Raw genomic sequence first — 14,111 nt, 5'->3', positions numbered from 1 at the left:
GAGGCGGTGCGCAGCAGGCGGTCCTTGGGGTGGAGTGGCGAGGCGGTCGTCATGCCCCCATCGTAGGGAAAGACCATTCGTTCTGGTCGCCTCCCTCTGCGGCCCCCTTCCGATTGCGGTCCTGGGGGAGAATGACTAGTCTCTCTCGAAGAAAGACCGATCGTTCTCTCTGAGAGGTTGCGGAACCATGAGCACCACCCCCACCGTCGTTCTCGTCCACGGCGCCTTCGGCGACTCCGGCATGTGGAAGGGGGTCATCGCCAGGCTCCGGGGACAGGGCTACACCACCGTCGCCGCGGCGAACCCGCTGCGCGGCCTGGAGTCCGACGCGCAGTACGTGGCCACCGTCACCAGGGCCGTGGACGGCCCGGTCGTCCTGGTCGGCCACTCCTACGCCGGCGCGGTCATCACCCGCGCGGCCCGCGAGGCGTCGAACGTCGAGGCCCTGGTCTACGTGGCCGCCTTCCAGCCCGACGAGGGCGAGAGCGCCCTGGAGAACGCCTCCCGCTTCCCCGGCGCGAAGATGGGGCCGGACACCACCGTCGCCACCGAGCACGAGGGCGAGCCCGAGCTGCGCATCCTGCCCGGGCACTACCAGGACGTCATCGCCGGCGACCTGCCCGCGGAGACCACCGACATCCTCGCGGTGACCCAGCGCCCGGTACGCGTGCAGGCCCTGACCGCCGAGCTGTCCGGCACCCCGGCCTGGCGCACCCTGCCCTCCTGGGCCCTGGTCGCCACCCAGGACAACGCCATCCCCGCCCAGGCCCAGGAGTTCATGGCCGAGCGCGCCGGCTCGACCGTCGTACGCGTCGAAGCCTCCCACGCGGTGTCCATCTCCCAGCCCGACGCGGTGGCCGACCTGATCGTCGAGGCCGCCAAGAGCACCCGCTGAATCCGGGCAGCCGTGTGCGGTGTCACTCGGTGCGGGTGGTGCCGTCCCGCGTTCGACCGTAGGTCCACACCGCCAGTTGGGACCGCGAGGAGAAGCCGAGTTTGGTGAGGATCCGTTCGACGTGGTTCTCGGCGGTGCGCTGGGCGATCACGAGGCGGGCGGCGATCTGCTTGTTGGTCAGCCCCTCCGCGACCAGGTCCGCGACCTGCCACTCGCGTCGGGTGAGGGGCGGCCCCGAGCCGGGGCCGCGTTCGCCGGTCGCGGGCGGTGACTCGTCGAGCACGTAGGCCAGCGCCTCGGCCACGGTGGCGTCGGCGCCGCGCCGGAAGGCCCGGTCGAAGTCCGCGGGGGTGAGCGCCGCGCGCACCCGTTCCTCGAACCGGCGGTGCTCGTGGCGCATGAACGGAGCGACGCCGAGGCTCCCGCCGATCGACTCCCACAGCAGGTGCAGTACCCCGAGCAGCCGGGCCGCGTGCCGCGGTTCGTCGACGCTGCCCCAGGCGAGCACCTCCGCGCACATGGCGATGTCCCACCAGTCCTGGAAGGGATGCATGAGACGGATGGCGCGGCGGGCCAGTACGGCCGCCTGCCGCGCGTCGCCGGACCGCCACGCCAGCAGGCTGCCGGCGAACAGGGCCATCCCCCGCAGCCACGACTCGCCGTGCGCCTCGGTGACCTCCGCCAGCTCGCGGTACAGCCGCGCGGCCAGTCCGGCGTCGCCCGCGTGCGCGTGGACCATGGCGAGCTTGACCGTGCACTCGACAGCCGCGTCGAGCCGGCCCGCCGCACGGAACGCGGTGGCCGCCTCCTCGAACAGCTCGGCGGCGTGCGCGTAGTCCTCCTGCCAGGTGGCGAGCACGGCGCGGTGGTGCCGGGTCCAGGACGCCGCCCGCACATCGCCGTGGCGCTCGGCGAGCCGCGCGGACTCGTCCAGGGCGGCCAGGGTCGCGCCGTCCACCTGGCCTTGCAGGATGCCGAGGTAGGCGTGGCTGCCCAGCGCCAGTGCACGCAGCGGGGCGGTGCCGGCGTCCGGGGCGGCCAGCAGCCGGCCGAGCCAGCGCCGGCCCTCGGCGAGCGAGCCGGCCGTGATCCAGTAGTGCCGCGGGGCGACCGCGAGGGCCAGGCCGGCCGCCGTCTCGCCCGGCTGTTCCAGGCAGTACTCCAGTGCCGCCCGCACATTGGTGTGGTCGGCCCGCAGCCGGGCGAACCACTCCACCTGCCGCGACCCGAACCACTCGTCCTCGGCCCGCGCGGTCAGGCCGAGGTAGTGGTCGCGATGCCGGCGGCGCAGCACGGCCAGTTCGCCCGACTCGGCCAGGCGTTCCCGCCCGTACTCCCGTACGGTCTCCAGCATCTGGTAGCGGGACCGGCCGTCGTGCTGCCGGTGGACCAGCACGGACTTCTCCACCAGCCCGTCGAGGACGTCGAGTATCGCGGCGGCGGGCAACTCGCCGTCGGCGCAGACCCGTTCGGCGCCCTCCAGGTCGAAGCCGCCGCGGAAGACCGAGGCCCGGGCCCAGAGCGCGCGCTCCTCGGCGCCGCACAGGGCGTGGCTCCAGTCGATGAGTTCGCGCAGGGTGCGCTGTCTGGGTACGGCGGTACGGCTGCCGGTGGTCAGGAGCGCGAAGCGGTCGGTGAGCCGGTCGAGGATCTCCTCGGGGGTGAGGGTGCGCAGCCGGGCGGCGGCCAGTTCGATCGCGAACGGCAGTCCGTCCAGCCGGTGGACGATCCGGGCGACCGTCTCGGCGTTCCCCTCGGTGACGGTGAATCCGGGGCGTACGGCGGCGGCGCGCTCGGCGAAGAGCACGACTGCCGGGGAGCCGAGGAGCTCGGCGAGCGGGCTACGGCCGCGCGCGGGCCGGGCGGTGGGGTGCCGGGGGCCGGTATGCCGGGCGCCGGTTTGTCGGACATCGGTTTGTGTGACGTCGGGGTACCGGCCGTCGAGGTGTCGGGTGTCGGGGTGCTGGCCGCCGGTTTGCCGGCCGTCGGGGTGTCGGCCGTCGGGGTACCGGCCGTCGAGGTGTCGGGCCTCGGTTTGTCGGCCATCGAGGTGCTGACCATCGGAGTACCAGCCATCGGGGTACCAGCCACCGGCGTGCCGCCGGAGCCGCTCGGGGTCCACGACCGGAAGCGGCTCCACCGGGAAGACGTGTTCCGCGGTGACGCCGAGCGCCTGTCGGCCGGTCGCCAGCACGCACAGCCCGGGAGCCGCGCGCAGCAGCGTGTCGGCGAGCCGCGCACAGGCGTCGACGAGGTGCTCGCAGTTGTCGAGCACCAACAGCGCCCGCCTGTCGCGCAGATGGACGGCCAGCGCCTGTGTGGCGTCGGCCCGCTCCCGCCCCGGGTTGGCCAGGCCGAGCACGGTGCCGACACTCTGCGCCAGCAGGTCGGCCTCCCGCAGGCCCGCCAGTTCGACGAGGTGGACGCCGTCGGGAAAGCTCCGGCCCGCGTCGCGGGCGACCCGTAGCGCGAGCCTGGTCTTGCCCACACCGCCGACCCCGGTCAGCGTGACCAGACGGGCGGTGGACAGCAGCCGTCCGATGCGGGCGATCTCGGCGCGCCGGCCGACCAGCGTGGTCAGTTCGGCGCTCACACCGCCGGCCGTCGTCACGGGTTCCCCCTTCCCAAGTGCGATCAATGTAACCGCCGTTCGTTTTGAGTATTCCTCCCCTGTTCCCCCGGGACGGCCGCACCGAGACTCGTCGCCGGACAGGAGCCGTACAGCTTGCGAGGTGGGTGTGCCGACGGGGTCGGGGAGCGCGGAACAAGCGGAGAGCGCGGAGCGGCTGGGCGTGCCCTGGCGGCCGGGGCACCGGTCCGGCCGGCCTGATCCGACGGGAGTTCTCGTTTTGAAACGTGGAGACCGAACGGGACGCGAGGCCGCCGCCGCGCCCCTGGCTCTGCCCCTGCCGCTGGCCGTGCCCTTGGCCCTGGCCCTGGCCGTCGGGCTCACCGCCTGCGGCAGGGCGGGCGGTCACACCGCATCACCGTCACCGGCCCTCGGCACCCCGAGCCCCACCGCGACCACCTCGGACGACACGTCCGCGAGCTGGTGCGCAGGGAAGGTCCGCTACAACCCCGGGGCGCACTACGCCGGTCCGGGCCCGCACCCGGCGGAACTGATCCAACTGGACGGTCCCGGCGGCAGATTCGCCAGTCCCCGTCCCATCGACATTCCCGCGCCGTGGGCACCTCGCGTGCACGACGGCAAGGAGAACACCCAGCTGCTCATCTGCGTGAGCCCCCGTAGCACCGGCACCAGCACCAGCACCGGCCGTGTCGTCGGCGAGTGCTACTACGGCCCGGTGTCCTCCGCACCCCAGCGCGCCGACGTCGTCGCCACCACCTACGACGTCACCGTCCGGGCGGCGGACACGGGGCGCCTCGTCACCGCCCTCCGGATACCGGCCGACGCGACCCCGGAGGACTCCTGCCCCACCCTCCTGCCCGAAGGCGCGGACCTCGTCCTCCGGGCGCTGACCCCCACCGCGATCACCACCGAACTCAAGTCCGTGCTCGACGGCCCGGCCCGTTGAAGACTCCGGCAGACCGTGGCAGGCCGCCCGCTTCGACGGCTGGGCCCCGCAGGCCGGCTGAACACACGGGGTCCGGGTGCTCAGGACAGCACCCGGACCCCGGTCAGCACGCCGTCGCCCACCTCGTGGAGGGCGACGGCGAACTCCTTCTCGGCGGTGAGGAGTTCCCGGAAGGCGGCCACCTGGTCCCGGTGGCTCACCGCGTTGTCGACGGCCAGTACGCCGTACGGCTTCAGGACGCGCCGCAGCTGCGGCAGGTACTCCGCGTACGCGGGCCGTTCGGCGTCGAGGACGACCAGGTCGACGGAGGCGTCGGGGGTTCGGGCCAGGACGTCGGCGCCGTCGCCGTGGACGACGTCCGCGTACTCCCGGACCCCGGCGCGCTCCAGATTCGCGCGTGCGACCGCGGCCCGGCTCCCGTCGATCTCCACGGTCGTCAGGCGCCCGCCCGTGTCGCGGGCCGCGTCGGCGAACCAGATCGCCGAGTAGCCGTTGGAGGTACCGATCTCCAGTACGGACGTGGCGCGTCGGGCGCGGATCAGGGTGGCGATCAGCCGGGCGGCGTCCGGGGTCATGTTGCGCAGTCGCTGCAGCCGGTCGGCCAGCGGGCCGTCGTGCGCCCGCCCTGCCCGGTAGAGGTCGTCGAGGACACGCGCCAACTGGTCGTCCACGAAAGGCTCCCGTCGTAGGCCCGTCGTAGGTGGGCCGAGTGCTTCGTTGCTAGCACCCGCGGCCGGGAGTCGTACACCGGAAAATTCCGGCTCAGCCCGCGTTGAGCTCCGTCAACTCGCTCAGCGGGAGCGTGTGCTGGGTGTGCAGGACCTTCGCGCGCAGGTAGCGGACGTTGTGGGCGGTGCTGAAGACGCCGGTCGGGACGCGGTCGCGGACGGTGACCCCGAGTCCGCGCAACTGCTCGGCCTTGTCGGGGTTGTTGGACAGCAGGTCGAGCTCGTCGATGCCGAGAGCGGACAGCATCTGGGCGGCGGCGGTGTAGTCGCGGGCGTCCTCGGGGAGGCCGAGGGCGGCGTTCGCCTCGTAGGTGTCGAGGCCCTGGTCCTGGAGGGCGTAGGCGTCGAGCTTGTTGTAGAGGCCGATGCCGCGTCCCTCCTGGCGGAGGTAGAGCAGGACGCCGCCGCGGTCGGCGATGCGCTCGACGGCCTCGCGCAGCTGGGGGCCGCAGTCGCAGCGGGCGGAGCCGAAGACGTCGCCGGTCAGGCACTCGGAGTGCAGACGGACCAGCGGGAGGGTGCCGGGGGCGGGGTCACCGAGGACGATGGCCACGTGCTCCTGGCCGTCGGTCAGGCCGTGGAAGGTGACGAGCTCGGCGTTGACGCTGTAGCCGTCGTCGAAGCGCAGCGGGACCCGGACGCGGACGCGCTGGGTGGCGGCGGGGTGGTCGGTCATCGGGTTCTCCTGTGTCCGGGTGCAGGACGTGCCGTCCCGTGCGGGACGTCGCGGATGCTTGCTTCGGACTGCTTGCTTTAGATTTGAAGCAGATCCACGGCTGGAACCCTACCTCATGTTTTAAATTTGAAGCAACAGATTTCCCTGCGGTTTCGCGAATTCGAGGTTCACGATCCGGAACAGGGTGACGACCGCCGCCGCCACGGCACCTCGTCCGACGTCGGCCGCGGGGTCGACGCGTCACCCTCCAGCGCCCGCGCGATGACGGAGCTGATCTCCTCCAGCTGGCTCACCTGGTCCTCGGAGAGGTGGTCGAAAACCGCCGCCCGTACCGTCTCCACATGTCCCGGCGCCGTGCGCTCCAGGGCCGCCATCCCCGCGTCCGTCAGCAGCGCGAAGCTGCTCCGCTTGTCCCACTGGCAGTCCTCGCGCCGGATCAGCCCGTCCTTCTCCAGACGGGTCACGGCGTACGTCAGCCGGCTCCGGGTGATCTTCGACTTCTCGGCGAGATCGGTCATGCGCAGCTTGCGCTCCGGCGCCTCGGAGAGGTTGGCCAGGATCGAGTAGTACAGGTGCGGCATGCCGGCGTCCTGCTGGAGCTGCCGGTCGATCGCGTCCTCCAGGAGGTGCGTCGCCGCCATGTAGGCGCGCCAGGCGCGCTGCTCCTTGGGGGTGAGCCAGCGAGTCGTCATGGCACCAGTGTAGGTTTGTTTCAAACTTTAACCAAGCGTGCCTTCCGTAGACCGCCCGGCGCTTCAGCCCCGCCGTTCCCCGCCCGCCCGCCGCCGAGAGTGAGCGCGTCCGATGCCGTACCCCCACGTCCTGCTGTCCGCCGCCGTCTCCCTCGACGGCTACCTCGACGACACCGGCCCCGACCGACTCCTGCTCTCGTCCCCGGCCGACTTCGACCGCGTCGACGAGGTGCGCGCATCCGTCGACGCGATCCTGGTCGGCGCCGGCACGATCCGCGCGGACAACCCGCGGCTCCTGGTCAACGACCCCGGGCGGCGCGCGGCCCGGGTCGCCGCCGGGCGGCCCGAGTACCCCCTCAAGGTCACGGTCACCGCGACCGGCGACCTCGACCCGGACGCGAAGTTCTGGCACACGGGCGGCGAGAAGGTCGTGTACACGACGGAGACGGGCGCGCGGCGGGCGGCCGGCCTGGGGGTCGCCGCCGACGTGGTCGCCCTCGGCCCCGACCTCGACTGGCGCCGCCTCCTGGAACACCTGCACGACGTCCGGGGCGTACGGCGCCTCATGGTCGAGGGCGGCGGCACCATCCACACCCAGCTCCTCCGCCAGGGCCTGGCCGACGAACTCCAGCTGGTCCTCGCCCCGCTGTTCGTGGGCGACCCGAAGGCGCCCCGCCTGTTCGGTCCTGGCGGGTACCAGGCCGGGCGGCTGCGGCTGCTGGAGAGCCGCCGTATCGAGGACGTCGTCCTCATGCGCTACGAGCCCACGGCCCCCGGCGAGGGCGCCTCGGCGGCCGCGGCGGACCGCCACTGGCTGCGGCTGGCCTGCGAGCTGGCGGCCGAGTGCCCGCTTTCCCGGACCGCGTTCAGCGTCGGCGCGGTGGTGGTCGCGGCCGACGGCACGGAACTGGCCCGCGGCCACTCCCGGGAGGCCGGCGACCCGGTGGCCCACGCGGAGGAGGCGGCACTGGCCAAGATCGACCCGGCCGACCCCCGGCTGCCCGCGGCCACGGTCTACACCAGCCTCGAACCCTGCACCCGCCGCGCCTCCCGCCCCCACCCCTGCGCCGAGCTGATCCTGCGGGCCGGGGTGCGGCGGGTGGTGACCGCGTGGCGCGAGCCGGACACGTTCGTGGCGGCGGCCGACGGGACGGGGATGCTGCGGGGGGCGGGGGTGGCGGTGGTGGTGCTGCCGGAGTACGAGGAAGCGGCTAAGGCGCCGAACGCGCACCTCCTCGCCTGACCCCGTTCGTAACCCGTGTGACTTCGGCTCTTCCGATGGCGTATGCTGGTTTCACCGACGCGGGGTGGAGCAGCTCGGTAGCTCGCTGGGCTCATAACCCAGAGGTCGCAGGTTCAAATCCTGTCCCCGCTACTGAAGCCCAGGGCCGGAATCCAGATCATGGATTCCGGCCCTGAGTCATGTCCGGCCCCGAGTCATGTCCGGGGCGGGGTCCGGGGCGTATCCGTACGTGCGTTCCCCGCGTGTTCCTCGTCACACCCCTCCGTGATCATCCGCCCGGCCCACACCGCTCGCCCCGAACCGCTCGCTCCGGCAAACCTGGACGGGCACACATCGGATGCACGGGACATATCGGGAGTCGGGTCGTGGGCCCTGGAAAGGCACCGGAGAACGGGTCCGCGGTCGCCCGCACCCTGGCCCGCTTCCTGCCCAGCCTGCTGATCGTCTCCGGTGTCTGCTACGACCTCCTCACCCCGAAGGCCTTCACGGCCGTCCCCTTCTTCACGGCCGCCCCGCTGATCGCCGCGCCCCTCTCCTCCCTGCGCACCACCGTCCTCACCGGCCTGGCGTCCGTCCTCGCCACCTACACCGTGCACGCCCGCTTCGGCTCCCACCTCGACGCCGACGGCGTCACCGAGATCCTCACCGTGGCCACCGTCGCCGTCCTCGCCGCCGGCATCAACCGGATCGTCCGCATCGGCGACCTGCGCCTCGCTTCCGCCCACGAGATCGCCGAGGCCGCCCAGCGGGCCGTACTGCCCGAACCCGCCGAGCGGATCGGCGGCTTCGAGATCGCCGCCCGCTACGAGGCGGCCCAGGAGGGCACCTTCATCGGCGGCGACCTGTACGCGGTCCAGGACACCCCGTACGGCGTACGACTGGTCGTCGGCGACGTCCGCGGCAAGGGCATGGGCGCGGTCGCCGCCGTCGCCGTGGTCATCGGCGCGTTCCGGGAGGCCGCCGAGCAGGAGGCCACGCTGGAGGCGGTCGCGGGGCGGCTGGAGCGGGCGCTGACCCGTGAGAGCGTCCGGCGCGGCGGGGTCGAGGCCGACGAGGGGTTCGCCACCGCCGTGCTCGCCGAACTCGCCGAACCCCCGCAGGGCGACGGCACGATACGGGTGGTCAACCGCGGTCATCCGCCGCCCCTGCTGCTGTACGGCGACGGCCGGGTGAGCCCGGTGCGGGCGCCCGGGGCCGCGCTGCCGCTCGGGATGGCCGGGCTGGGGGCGTGGCCCGACCGCGCCACGGAGCACACGTTCCCGAGCGGGGCCACGCTGCTGCTGTACACCGACGGCCTCTCCGAGGCGCGGGACGCGCACGGCCGGTTCTACGACCCCGAACGGCGGCTGACCGGCCGTACCGGCACCTCCCCCGGCGCCCTGCTGGCCCGGCTCGCCGCCGAGGTGCGCCGGCACACCGGCGGCGGCATGACGGACGACATGGCGCTGCTCGCCGTACGGCGACCGTGAACGCGGTGGGGTGACACAGGGTGCCCGGACGACCGCCCTCCGCGTAACATTTGAGTCACCATCAAAACCCGGGTGACTCCTGATGCGAACAGAAGGCCTGGTCAACTCGCCCGTTTTTCACCCGTCACGGCTGGAAAGTCCATGCTGTGGAAGCTTAATGATCAAGGTGAACGGCTTGGAATCTGACGGCTGGGTCTATTAACGTTCGATAACGCAGCGCGGTCGTCCCAGCCGTCACCCGCGACGGCTCCGTGCGCACGCGCCGAATCCCGCAAGGGAACCGGGGAACCACCACCTTGGGGTGAATCGCACGGCTACCGCCGGGTAGGAAACGGCCGGTATACGCGCGTAGGAGACCTTCCTGCTCCGAACCCGTCAGCTAACCCGGTAGGCGGCGGAAGGAAAGGAGTGCGCCCGCGTGGCGTCCAACCGGCCTGCCCCCACAGCCCCGTTCGTGCCCAGCCAGCGTCAACCCGACACCTTCGGCTACGGCAGCTACCGCACCGACGAGGGCCCCTGGGAGGAGTGGAACCCCACCGAGGAGTCCCTCGCCCCGGAACGCGGCCGGCACCGGGTCGCCAGGCAGAAGGGCGGCGGACTCGCCCGCAGCTCCACGGTTCTCGGCGTCGGCGTCATAGCCGCCGTCGGCGCGGGCGGCATGGCCAGCGCCAACACCGGCAAGCCGCCGGTCTCCATCTCCATTCCCGACCTGCCCTCCGTCGACTCCCTGCTCGGTGAGGGCGGCGGCCACCAGGCCACCCAGACCGCGCTCAGCAGCGTCACCAGGACGAACGCCACCGACGCGGACTCCTCCTCGTCCGACGCCGGTGAGGCGCTGCGCAACCGGATCATCGCCCAGGCCGAGCGGCAGCAGGGCCAGGTCGACAGCAAGGCCGCCGCCAAGGCCGTGGCCGCCGCCGACCAGGCCGTCGCCGCCGCGGAGGCCAAGGCCGAGAAGGCCGCCGCCGCCAAGGCCTCCGACGCCAAGGAGAAGGCGGAGGCCGCCGCCAAGGCGAAGACCGAGCGGGACCGGCTCGCCGCGCTGGCCAAGCAGTACACGCTGCCGGTCGTCTCGTACACGATCACCGGCACCTTCGGCCAGGCCGGCTCCATGTGGTCCTCCGGCTACCACACCGGCCTCGACTTCGCGGCCCCCACCGGCACGCTCATCAAGGCCGTCCACAGCGGCACCGTCACCGAGGCCGGCTGGGCCGGGTCGTACGGGTACCGCACGATCATCACCCTCGACGACGGCACCGAGCTGTGGTTCTGCCACCAGTCCTCGATCGGCGTCTCGGTCGGCCAGAAGGTCTCCACCGGCGACGTGATCGGCCGCGTGGGCGCCACCGGCAACGTCACCGGGCCGCACCTCCACCTGGAGGTCCACCCCAACGGCCAGGCCACCGCCATCGACCCGATGACCTGGCTGCGCGGCAAGGGCCTCAACCCCTGATCCGGACCGCCGCGCTTTACAAGAACTTCGTGTTGCGCCGGTATGGGGCGCCTGGGGACGCGTGTTGAAGTGAAGCATGACTGCTTCTTCCGCTTCCCCTTCCCTCCGTAAGCTCGGCGCCTCCGACCTGGAGGTCTTCCCGCTCGCCCTCGGTGGCAACGTCTTCGGCTGGACCGCCGACGAGGCCACCTCCTTCGCCGTCCTCGACGCCTACACGGCCGCGGGCGGCAACTTCGTCGACACCGCCGACTCCTACACGGCGTGGATCGAGGGCAACAAGGGCGGCGAGTCCGAGACGATCATCGGCAAGTGGGTCAAGGCGCGCGGCAACCGCGACGACGTCGTCATCGCGACGAAGGTCAGCCAGCACCCCGAGTACCCGGGCCTGTCGGGCGCCAACATCAAGGCCGCCGCCGACGCGTCCCTGCGCCGCCTGGGCACCGACCACATCGACCTCTACTACACGCACTTCGACCAGCCCGAGGTCCCGGTCGAGGAGATCATCGGCGCGCTCGACGAGCTGGTGCGGGCGGGCAAGGTCCGGCACATCGCCGCGTCCAACGTCACGCCGGAGCGGCTCCAGGAGTCCCTGGAGTTCTCCGACCGCGAGGGCCTCGCCCGGTACGTCGCCCTCCAGCCCCACTACAACCTGGTCTCCCGGGACACCTACGAGGGCCCCCTCCAGGACCTGGCCTCCCGCACCGGCCTCGCGGCGGTCCCGTACTTCTCCCTGGCGGCAGGCTTCCTCACGGGCAAGTACCGCCCCGGTACGACGGTCGACAGCGCGCGGGCGGGCCGTGCCGCCCAGTACCTGGAGTCCGAGCGCGGCCAGAAGGTCCTCGCGGCCCTGGACGAGATCGCCGAGGCCCACACGGCCCCGATCCCGACGGTCGCCCTGGCCTGGCTGGCAGCCCAGCCGACCATCACGGCCCCCATCGCCTCGGCCCGCACACTCGACCAGCTCCCGCCCCTGCTGGGAGTGGCGGACCTGACCCTGACGGAACAGGAACTGGCCCGCCTGACGGCAGCGTCCGCCTGACGGCCCCTGGCCCCTCCGCTCACTTCATTTCGGCCGCAACGGTGCTCGGCCGCCACGGCGTATCCCGGCGGTGCCGAACCCTCCGTAGCCCCCGACGCCGACGCCTACGTCCGGTACGGGTTGTACGAGGGATACGGCGCCGCCGCCCCGTACCACCCCGGCGCCCCATAGGCCGACGGCGGGTGGCCGACGTACCCCGGCCATCCGCCCGGCGCAGCCGTCCGCGCCGCGTACTCCAGTGCCGGCCGCACGATCTCCCGCCGGCCCCACAGCTCCGTCAGGAGCTCCCGCTCGCGCACCACGAAGTCGGCCCCCGCCCGCCCCCGCTGCCCCCGGCGCCGTAGCAGCGCGAGGGTCGTCGCGTACGCCTCGTACTCGGCGACCGCCTTCCCCGCCGGCTTGCCGAAGTGGTACGCGGCGTACTCCCGGGCCATCTGCCGCGCCCGCATCGACCCGAGGACGAACGGCTCGGCCGCCCCCATCCACCCCGCGTAGACGTACGCCGGCAACTCCTCCCGCACGGTCCGCAGCTCCCGCTGCCGCGTCCAGACGGCCAGCCAGGTCAGCAGTCCGAACGCCGGCACCATGAACATGCCGTACACGGCGAAGAACCCGAACTGCCCGAAGGTCGAGGACCCGTTCCAGAACGCGTGCATGCTCATCGCGAGCAGCAGCCCCGCCACCGGCACCAGCACCCGCCGCGCCCGCTGCCGTTCCCCGGAGAGCGCGGCGATGCCGAAGCCGATGCCGGTGAAGACGGTGAACAGGGGGTGCGCGAAGGGCGACATGACGATGCGCACGAAGAACGTCGCGGCGGTGACGGAGGCGATCCCGCTGTCACCGGTCAGCTGGTCGGTCCCGAAGGCCGTACCGAGGTAGAGGATGTTCTCGGTGAACGCGAACCCGGTGGCGGTGATCCCGGCTATCACCACCCCGTCGACGATCCCGGTGAAGTCCCGTCTGCGGAAGAGGAAGACCAGCAGCACGGCCGCGGCCTTCGCGGACTCCTCGACGACCGGCGCTATCACCGTCGCCCCGAGTCGGTCCGCGCTGCCCGGATCCGCGGTGGCCGTCGCTATCCAGTGCGTGGCGAAGCTGTTGGCGACGATGGCTATGAGCGCGGCCGCACAGGCACCCCAGGCGAACGCGAAGAGCACGTTCCGCCAGGGCCCCGGCTGGACCCGGTCGAGCCAGCGGAACGCGCCCACGAGCAGCGGCACGGGCAGTACCGCGAGCCCCAGCCCGACGAGGAATCCCTCCGTGCCCGTCTGCTCCCGCACCAGCGCGAGGATGACCAGGCCGGAGAGGGCGAGCAGCGTGCTCAGCGCCCCGTACCGCACCCAGCGCCGCTGCCACCAGCGGGGATGCCGCAGGCCGTCGTCGGCGGGGTCCGGAGGGTACGGCGGGTACGAGGGGTACGGCTGCGGGTAGCTGGCCACGGCATCGACCCTAACGAGGTGACTCCAGTCGGTGCTGCTGACTCTGCTGCACCCGGTGCTGTACGCGACGGAAGAGCAGATCGTTCACCACATGTCCCTTGTCCAGTCCCTGGCCCTCGAAACGGGTCAGCGGCCGGTGCGCGGGACGTGGCGCGAAACCGCCGTCGGCCTGCGTGTTCTCGAACTCCGGGTGCGCGTCCAGCACTTCGAGCATCTGTTCGGCGTACGGCTCCCAGTCCGTCGCACAGTGCACGAGCGCCCCCGGTTTCAGCCGGGTCGCGGCGAGATCGAGGAACTCGGGCTGGATCAGCCGCCGCTTGTGGTGCCGCTTCTTGGGCCAGGGGTCCGGGAAGTACACGCGCAGCCCGTCGAGCGAGTCGGGCGTGAGCATCTCCCGCAGCAGGATGATCGCGTCCCCGTTGCCCACGCGGACGTTGGACAGCCCCTGCTGGTCGGCGAGGTTGAGCAGATTGCCCTGCCCGGGTGTGTGCACGTCCACGGCGAGGACGTTGGTGTCCGGGTCCCCGGCGGCCATCTGCGCGGTGGCCTCGCCCATCCCGAACCCGATCTCCAGCACCACGGGATGGCCGTTGCCGAACAGTTCACCGAGGTCGATGACCCGCTGTCCGTCGATGTCCAGTCCCCACTTGGGCCACAGCCGCTGCAGCGCGTCGGCCTGCCCGGCGGTCACCCGGCTGCGGCGCGGCTGGAAGCTGCGGATCCGCCGCTCGAAGTGCGATCCGGCCGGGTCGGCCTTGGGCCCGTCCGGGAACCGCGGCTCTCCCTTGGCCCGGGTGTGCCGGACGGACACACCGGGGGCGTGCGGGGAGCCGGCGCCGGAGACGGTCTCGGCGGGCTGGGGGGTTTCGGGGGCATTGAGCGAGTCAGACACAGTGCAGTCGATTTTACGGCCCCTGCGCGCCGCGGCGGGGCGCAGGCGG

At 72.4% G+C, this 14,111-nt stretch carries 12 protein-coding genes, 1 tRNA gene and 1 riboswitch; of the genes, 7 read left to right on the top strand and 6 right to left on the bottom strand.

Going from position 1 to position 14,111, the window contains the following annotated elements; translation table 11 throughout:
* Positions 1 to 187: 187 nt before the first annotated feature.
* On the top strand, positions 188 to 895 hold the full coding sequence (locus AB0D85_RS50690) for an alpha/beta hydrolase (RefSeq protein WP_362337963.1): 708 nt from the start codon (positions 188 to 190) through the stop codon (positions 893 to 895).
* A gap of 22 nt (positions 896 to 917) precedes the next feature.
* Here the strand turns inward: AB0D85_RS50690 and AB0D85_RS50685 are convergent, their stop codons facing one another.
* Positions 918 to 3,506: a LuxR C-terminal-related transcriptional regulator gene (locus AB0D85_RS50685; protein WP_362337960.1), complete on the bottom strand. Its 2,589-nt coding sequence runs from the start codon at positions 3,504 to 3,506 to the stop codon at positions 918 to 920.
* Between the two features lie 238 nt (positions 3,507 to 3,744).
* On the opposite strand from AB0D85_RS50685, the gene AB0D85_RS50680 reads away from it, so the two are divergent.
* Complete coding sequence (locus tag AB0D85_RS50680; RefSeq protein ID WP_362337957.1) at positions 3,745 to 4,431, top strand: hypothetical protein; 687 nt, start codon at positions 3,745 to 3,747, stop codon at positions 4,429 to 4,431.
* 80 nt (positions 4,432 to 4,511) lie between these two features.
* On the opposite strand, the gene AB0D85_RS50675 is transcribed toward AB0D85_RS50680, so the two are convergent.
* The 3 genes from AB0D85_RS50675 to AB0D85_RS50665 all read right to left on the bottom strand — a co-directional run bounded on the left by AB0D85_RS50675 (position 4,512) and on the right by AB0D85_RS50665 (position 6,527).
* Positions 4,512 to 5,102, bottom strand: a complete 591-nt coding sequence (locus tag AB0D85_RS50675) for a class I SAM-dependent methyltransferase (RefSeq protein WP_362337954.1) — start codon at positions 5,100 to 5,102, stop codon at positions 4,512 to 4,514.
* A gap of 91 nt (positions 5,103 to 5,193) precedes the next feature.
* Complete coding sequence (gene ribA / locus AB0D85_RS50670; RefSeq protein ID WP_362337951.1) at positions 5,194 to 5,835, bottom strand: GTP cyclohydrolase II; 642 nt, start codon at positions 5,833 to 5,835, stop codon at positions 5,194 to 5,196.
* Between the two features lie 167 nt (positions 5,836 to 6,002).
* Positions 6,003 to 6,527: a MarR family transcriptional regulator gene (locus AB0D85_RS50665; protein ID WP_362337948.1), complete on the bottom strand. Its 525-nt coding sequence runs from the start codon at positions 6,525 to 6,527 to the stop codon at positions 6,003 to 6,005.
* A gap of 112 nt (positions 6,528 to 6,639) precedes the next feature.
* Here AB0D85_RS50665 and AB0D85_RS50660 point away from each other — a divergent pair, with 112 nt between their 5' ends.
* The 5 genes from AB0D85_RS50660 to AB0D85_RS50640 all read left to right on the top strand — a co-directional run bounded on the left by AB0D85_RS50660 (position 6,640) and on the right by AB0D85_RS50640 (position 11,731).
* Positions 6,640 to 7,770 carry a dihydrofolate reductase family protein gene (locus tag AB0D85_RS50660; protein ID WP_362337945.1) on the top strand — a complete coding sequence of 377 codons (1,131 nt, stop codon included), beginning with the start codon at positions 6,640 to 6,642 and terminating at the stop codon, positions 7,768 to 7,770.
* Positions 7,771 to 7,828: 58 nt separating this feature from the next.
* Positions 7,829 to 7,902, top strand: a tRNA-Met gene (locus AB0D85_RS50655).
* 233 nt (positions 7,903 to 8,135) lie between these two features.
* A complete protein-coding gene (locus tag AB0D85_RS50650; RefSeq protein WP_362337942.1) occupies positions 8,136 to 9,239 on the top strand; it encodes a PP2C family protein-serine/threonine phosphatase in 1,104 nt (367 codons plus the stop codon).
* 250 nt (positions 9,240 to 9,489) lie between these two features.
* A riboswitch (cyclic di-AMP (ydaO/yuaA leader) is annotated at positions 9,490 to 9,650 on the top strand.
* 7 nt (positions 9,651 to 9,657) lie between these two features.
* A complete protein-coding gene (locus tag AB0D85_RS50645; RefSeq protein ID WP_362337939.1) occupies positions 9,658 to 10,692 on the top strand; it encodes a M23 family metallopeptidase in 1,035 nt (344 codons plus the stop codon).
* A gap of 76 nt (positions 10,693 to 10,768) precedes the next feature.
* Complete coding sequence (locus AB0D85_RS50640; RefSeq protein ID WP_362337936.1) at positions 10,769 to 11,731, top strand: aldo/keto reductase; 963 nt, start codon at positions 10,769 to 10,771, stop codon at positions 11,729 to 11,731.
* Positions 11,732 to 11,835: 104 nt separating this feature from the next.
* Here the strand turns inward: AB0D85_RS50640 and AB0D85_RS50635 are convergent, their stop codons facing one another.
* Together AB0D85_RS50635 and trmB are read right to left on the bottom strand one after the other, a co-directional pair.
* Entirely contained in the window at positions 11,836 to 13,104 is a 1,269-nt protein-coding gene (locus AB0D85_RS50635; RefSeq protein WP_362337969.1) for a PrsW family intramembrane metalloprotease, read from the bottom strand.
* Positions 13,105 to 13,180: 76 nt separating this feature from the next.
* Positions 13,181 to 14,062 (bottom strand): tRNA (guanosine(46)-N7)-methyltransferase TrmB, encoded by an 882-nt coding sequence (gene trmB, locus AB0D85_RS50630; RefSeq protein WP_362337933.1) that lies wholly within the window; start codon positions 14,060 to 14,062, stop codon positions 13,181 to 13,183.
* Between the last annotated feature and the right edge of the window lie 49 nt (positions 14,063 to 14,111).

Origin of the sequence: Streptomyces sp. NPDC048277, from assembly GCF_040652235.1 — a bacterium.
Classification (GTDB): Bacteria; Actinomycetota; Actinomycetes; order Streptomycetales; family Streptomycetaceae; genus Streptomyces.
The sequence above is the reverse complement of the archived record's forward strand: the minus strand, read 5'-3'. Positions and strand labels throughout refer to the sequence as shown.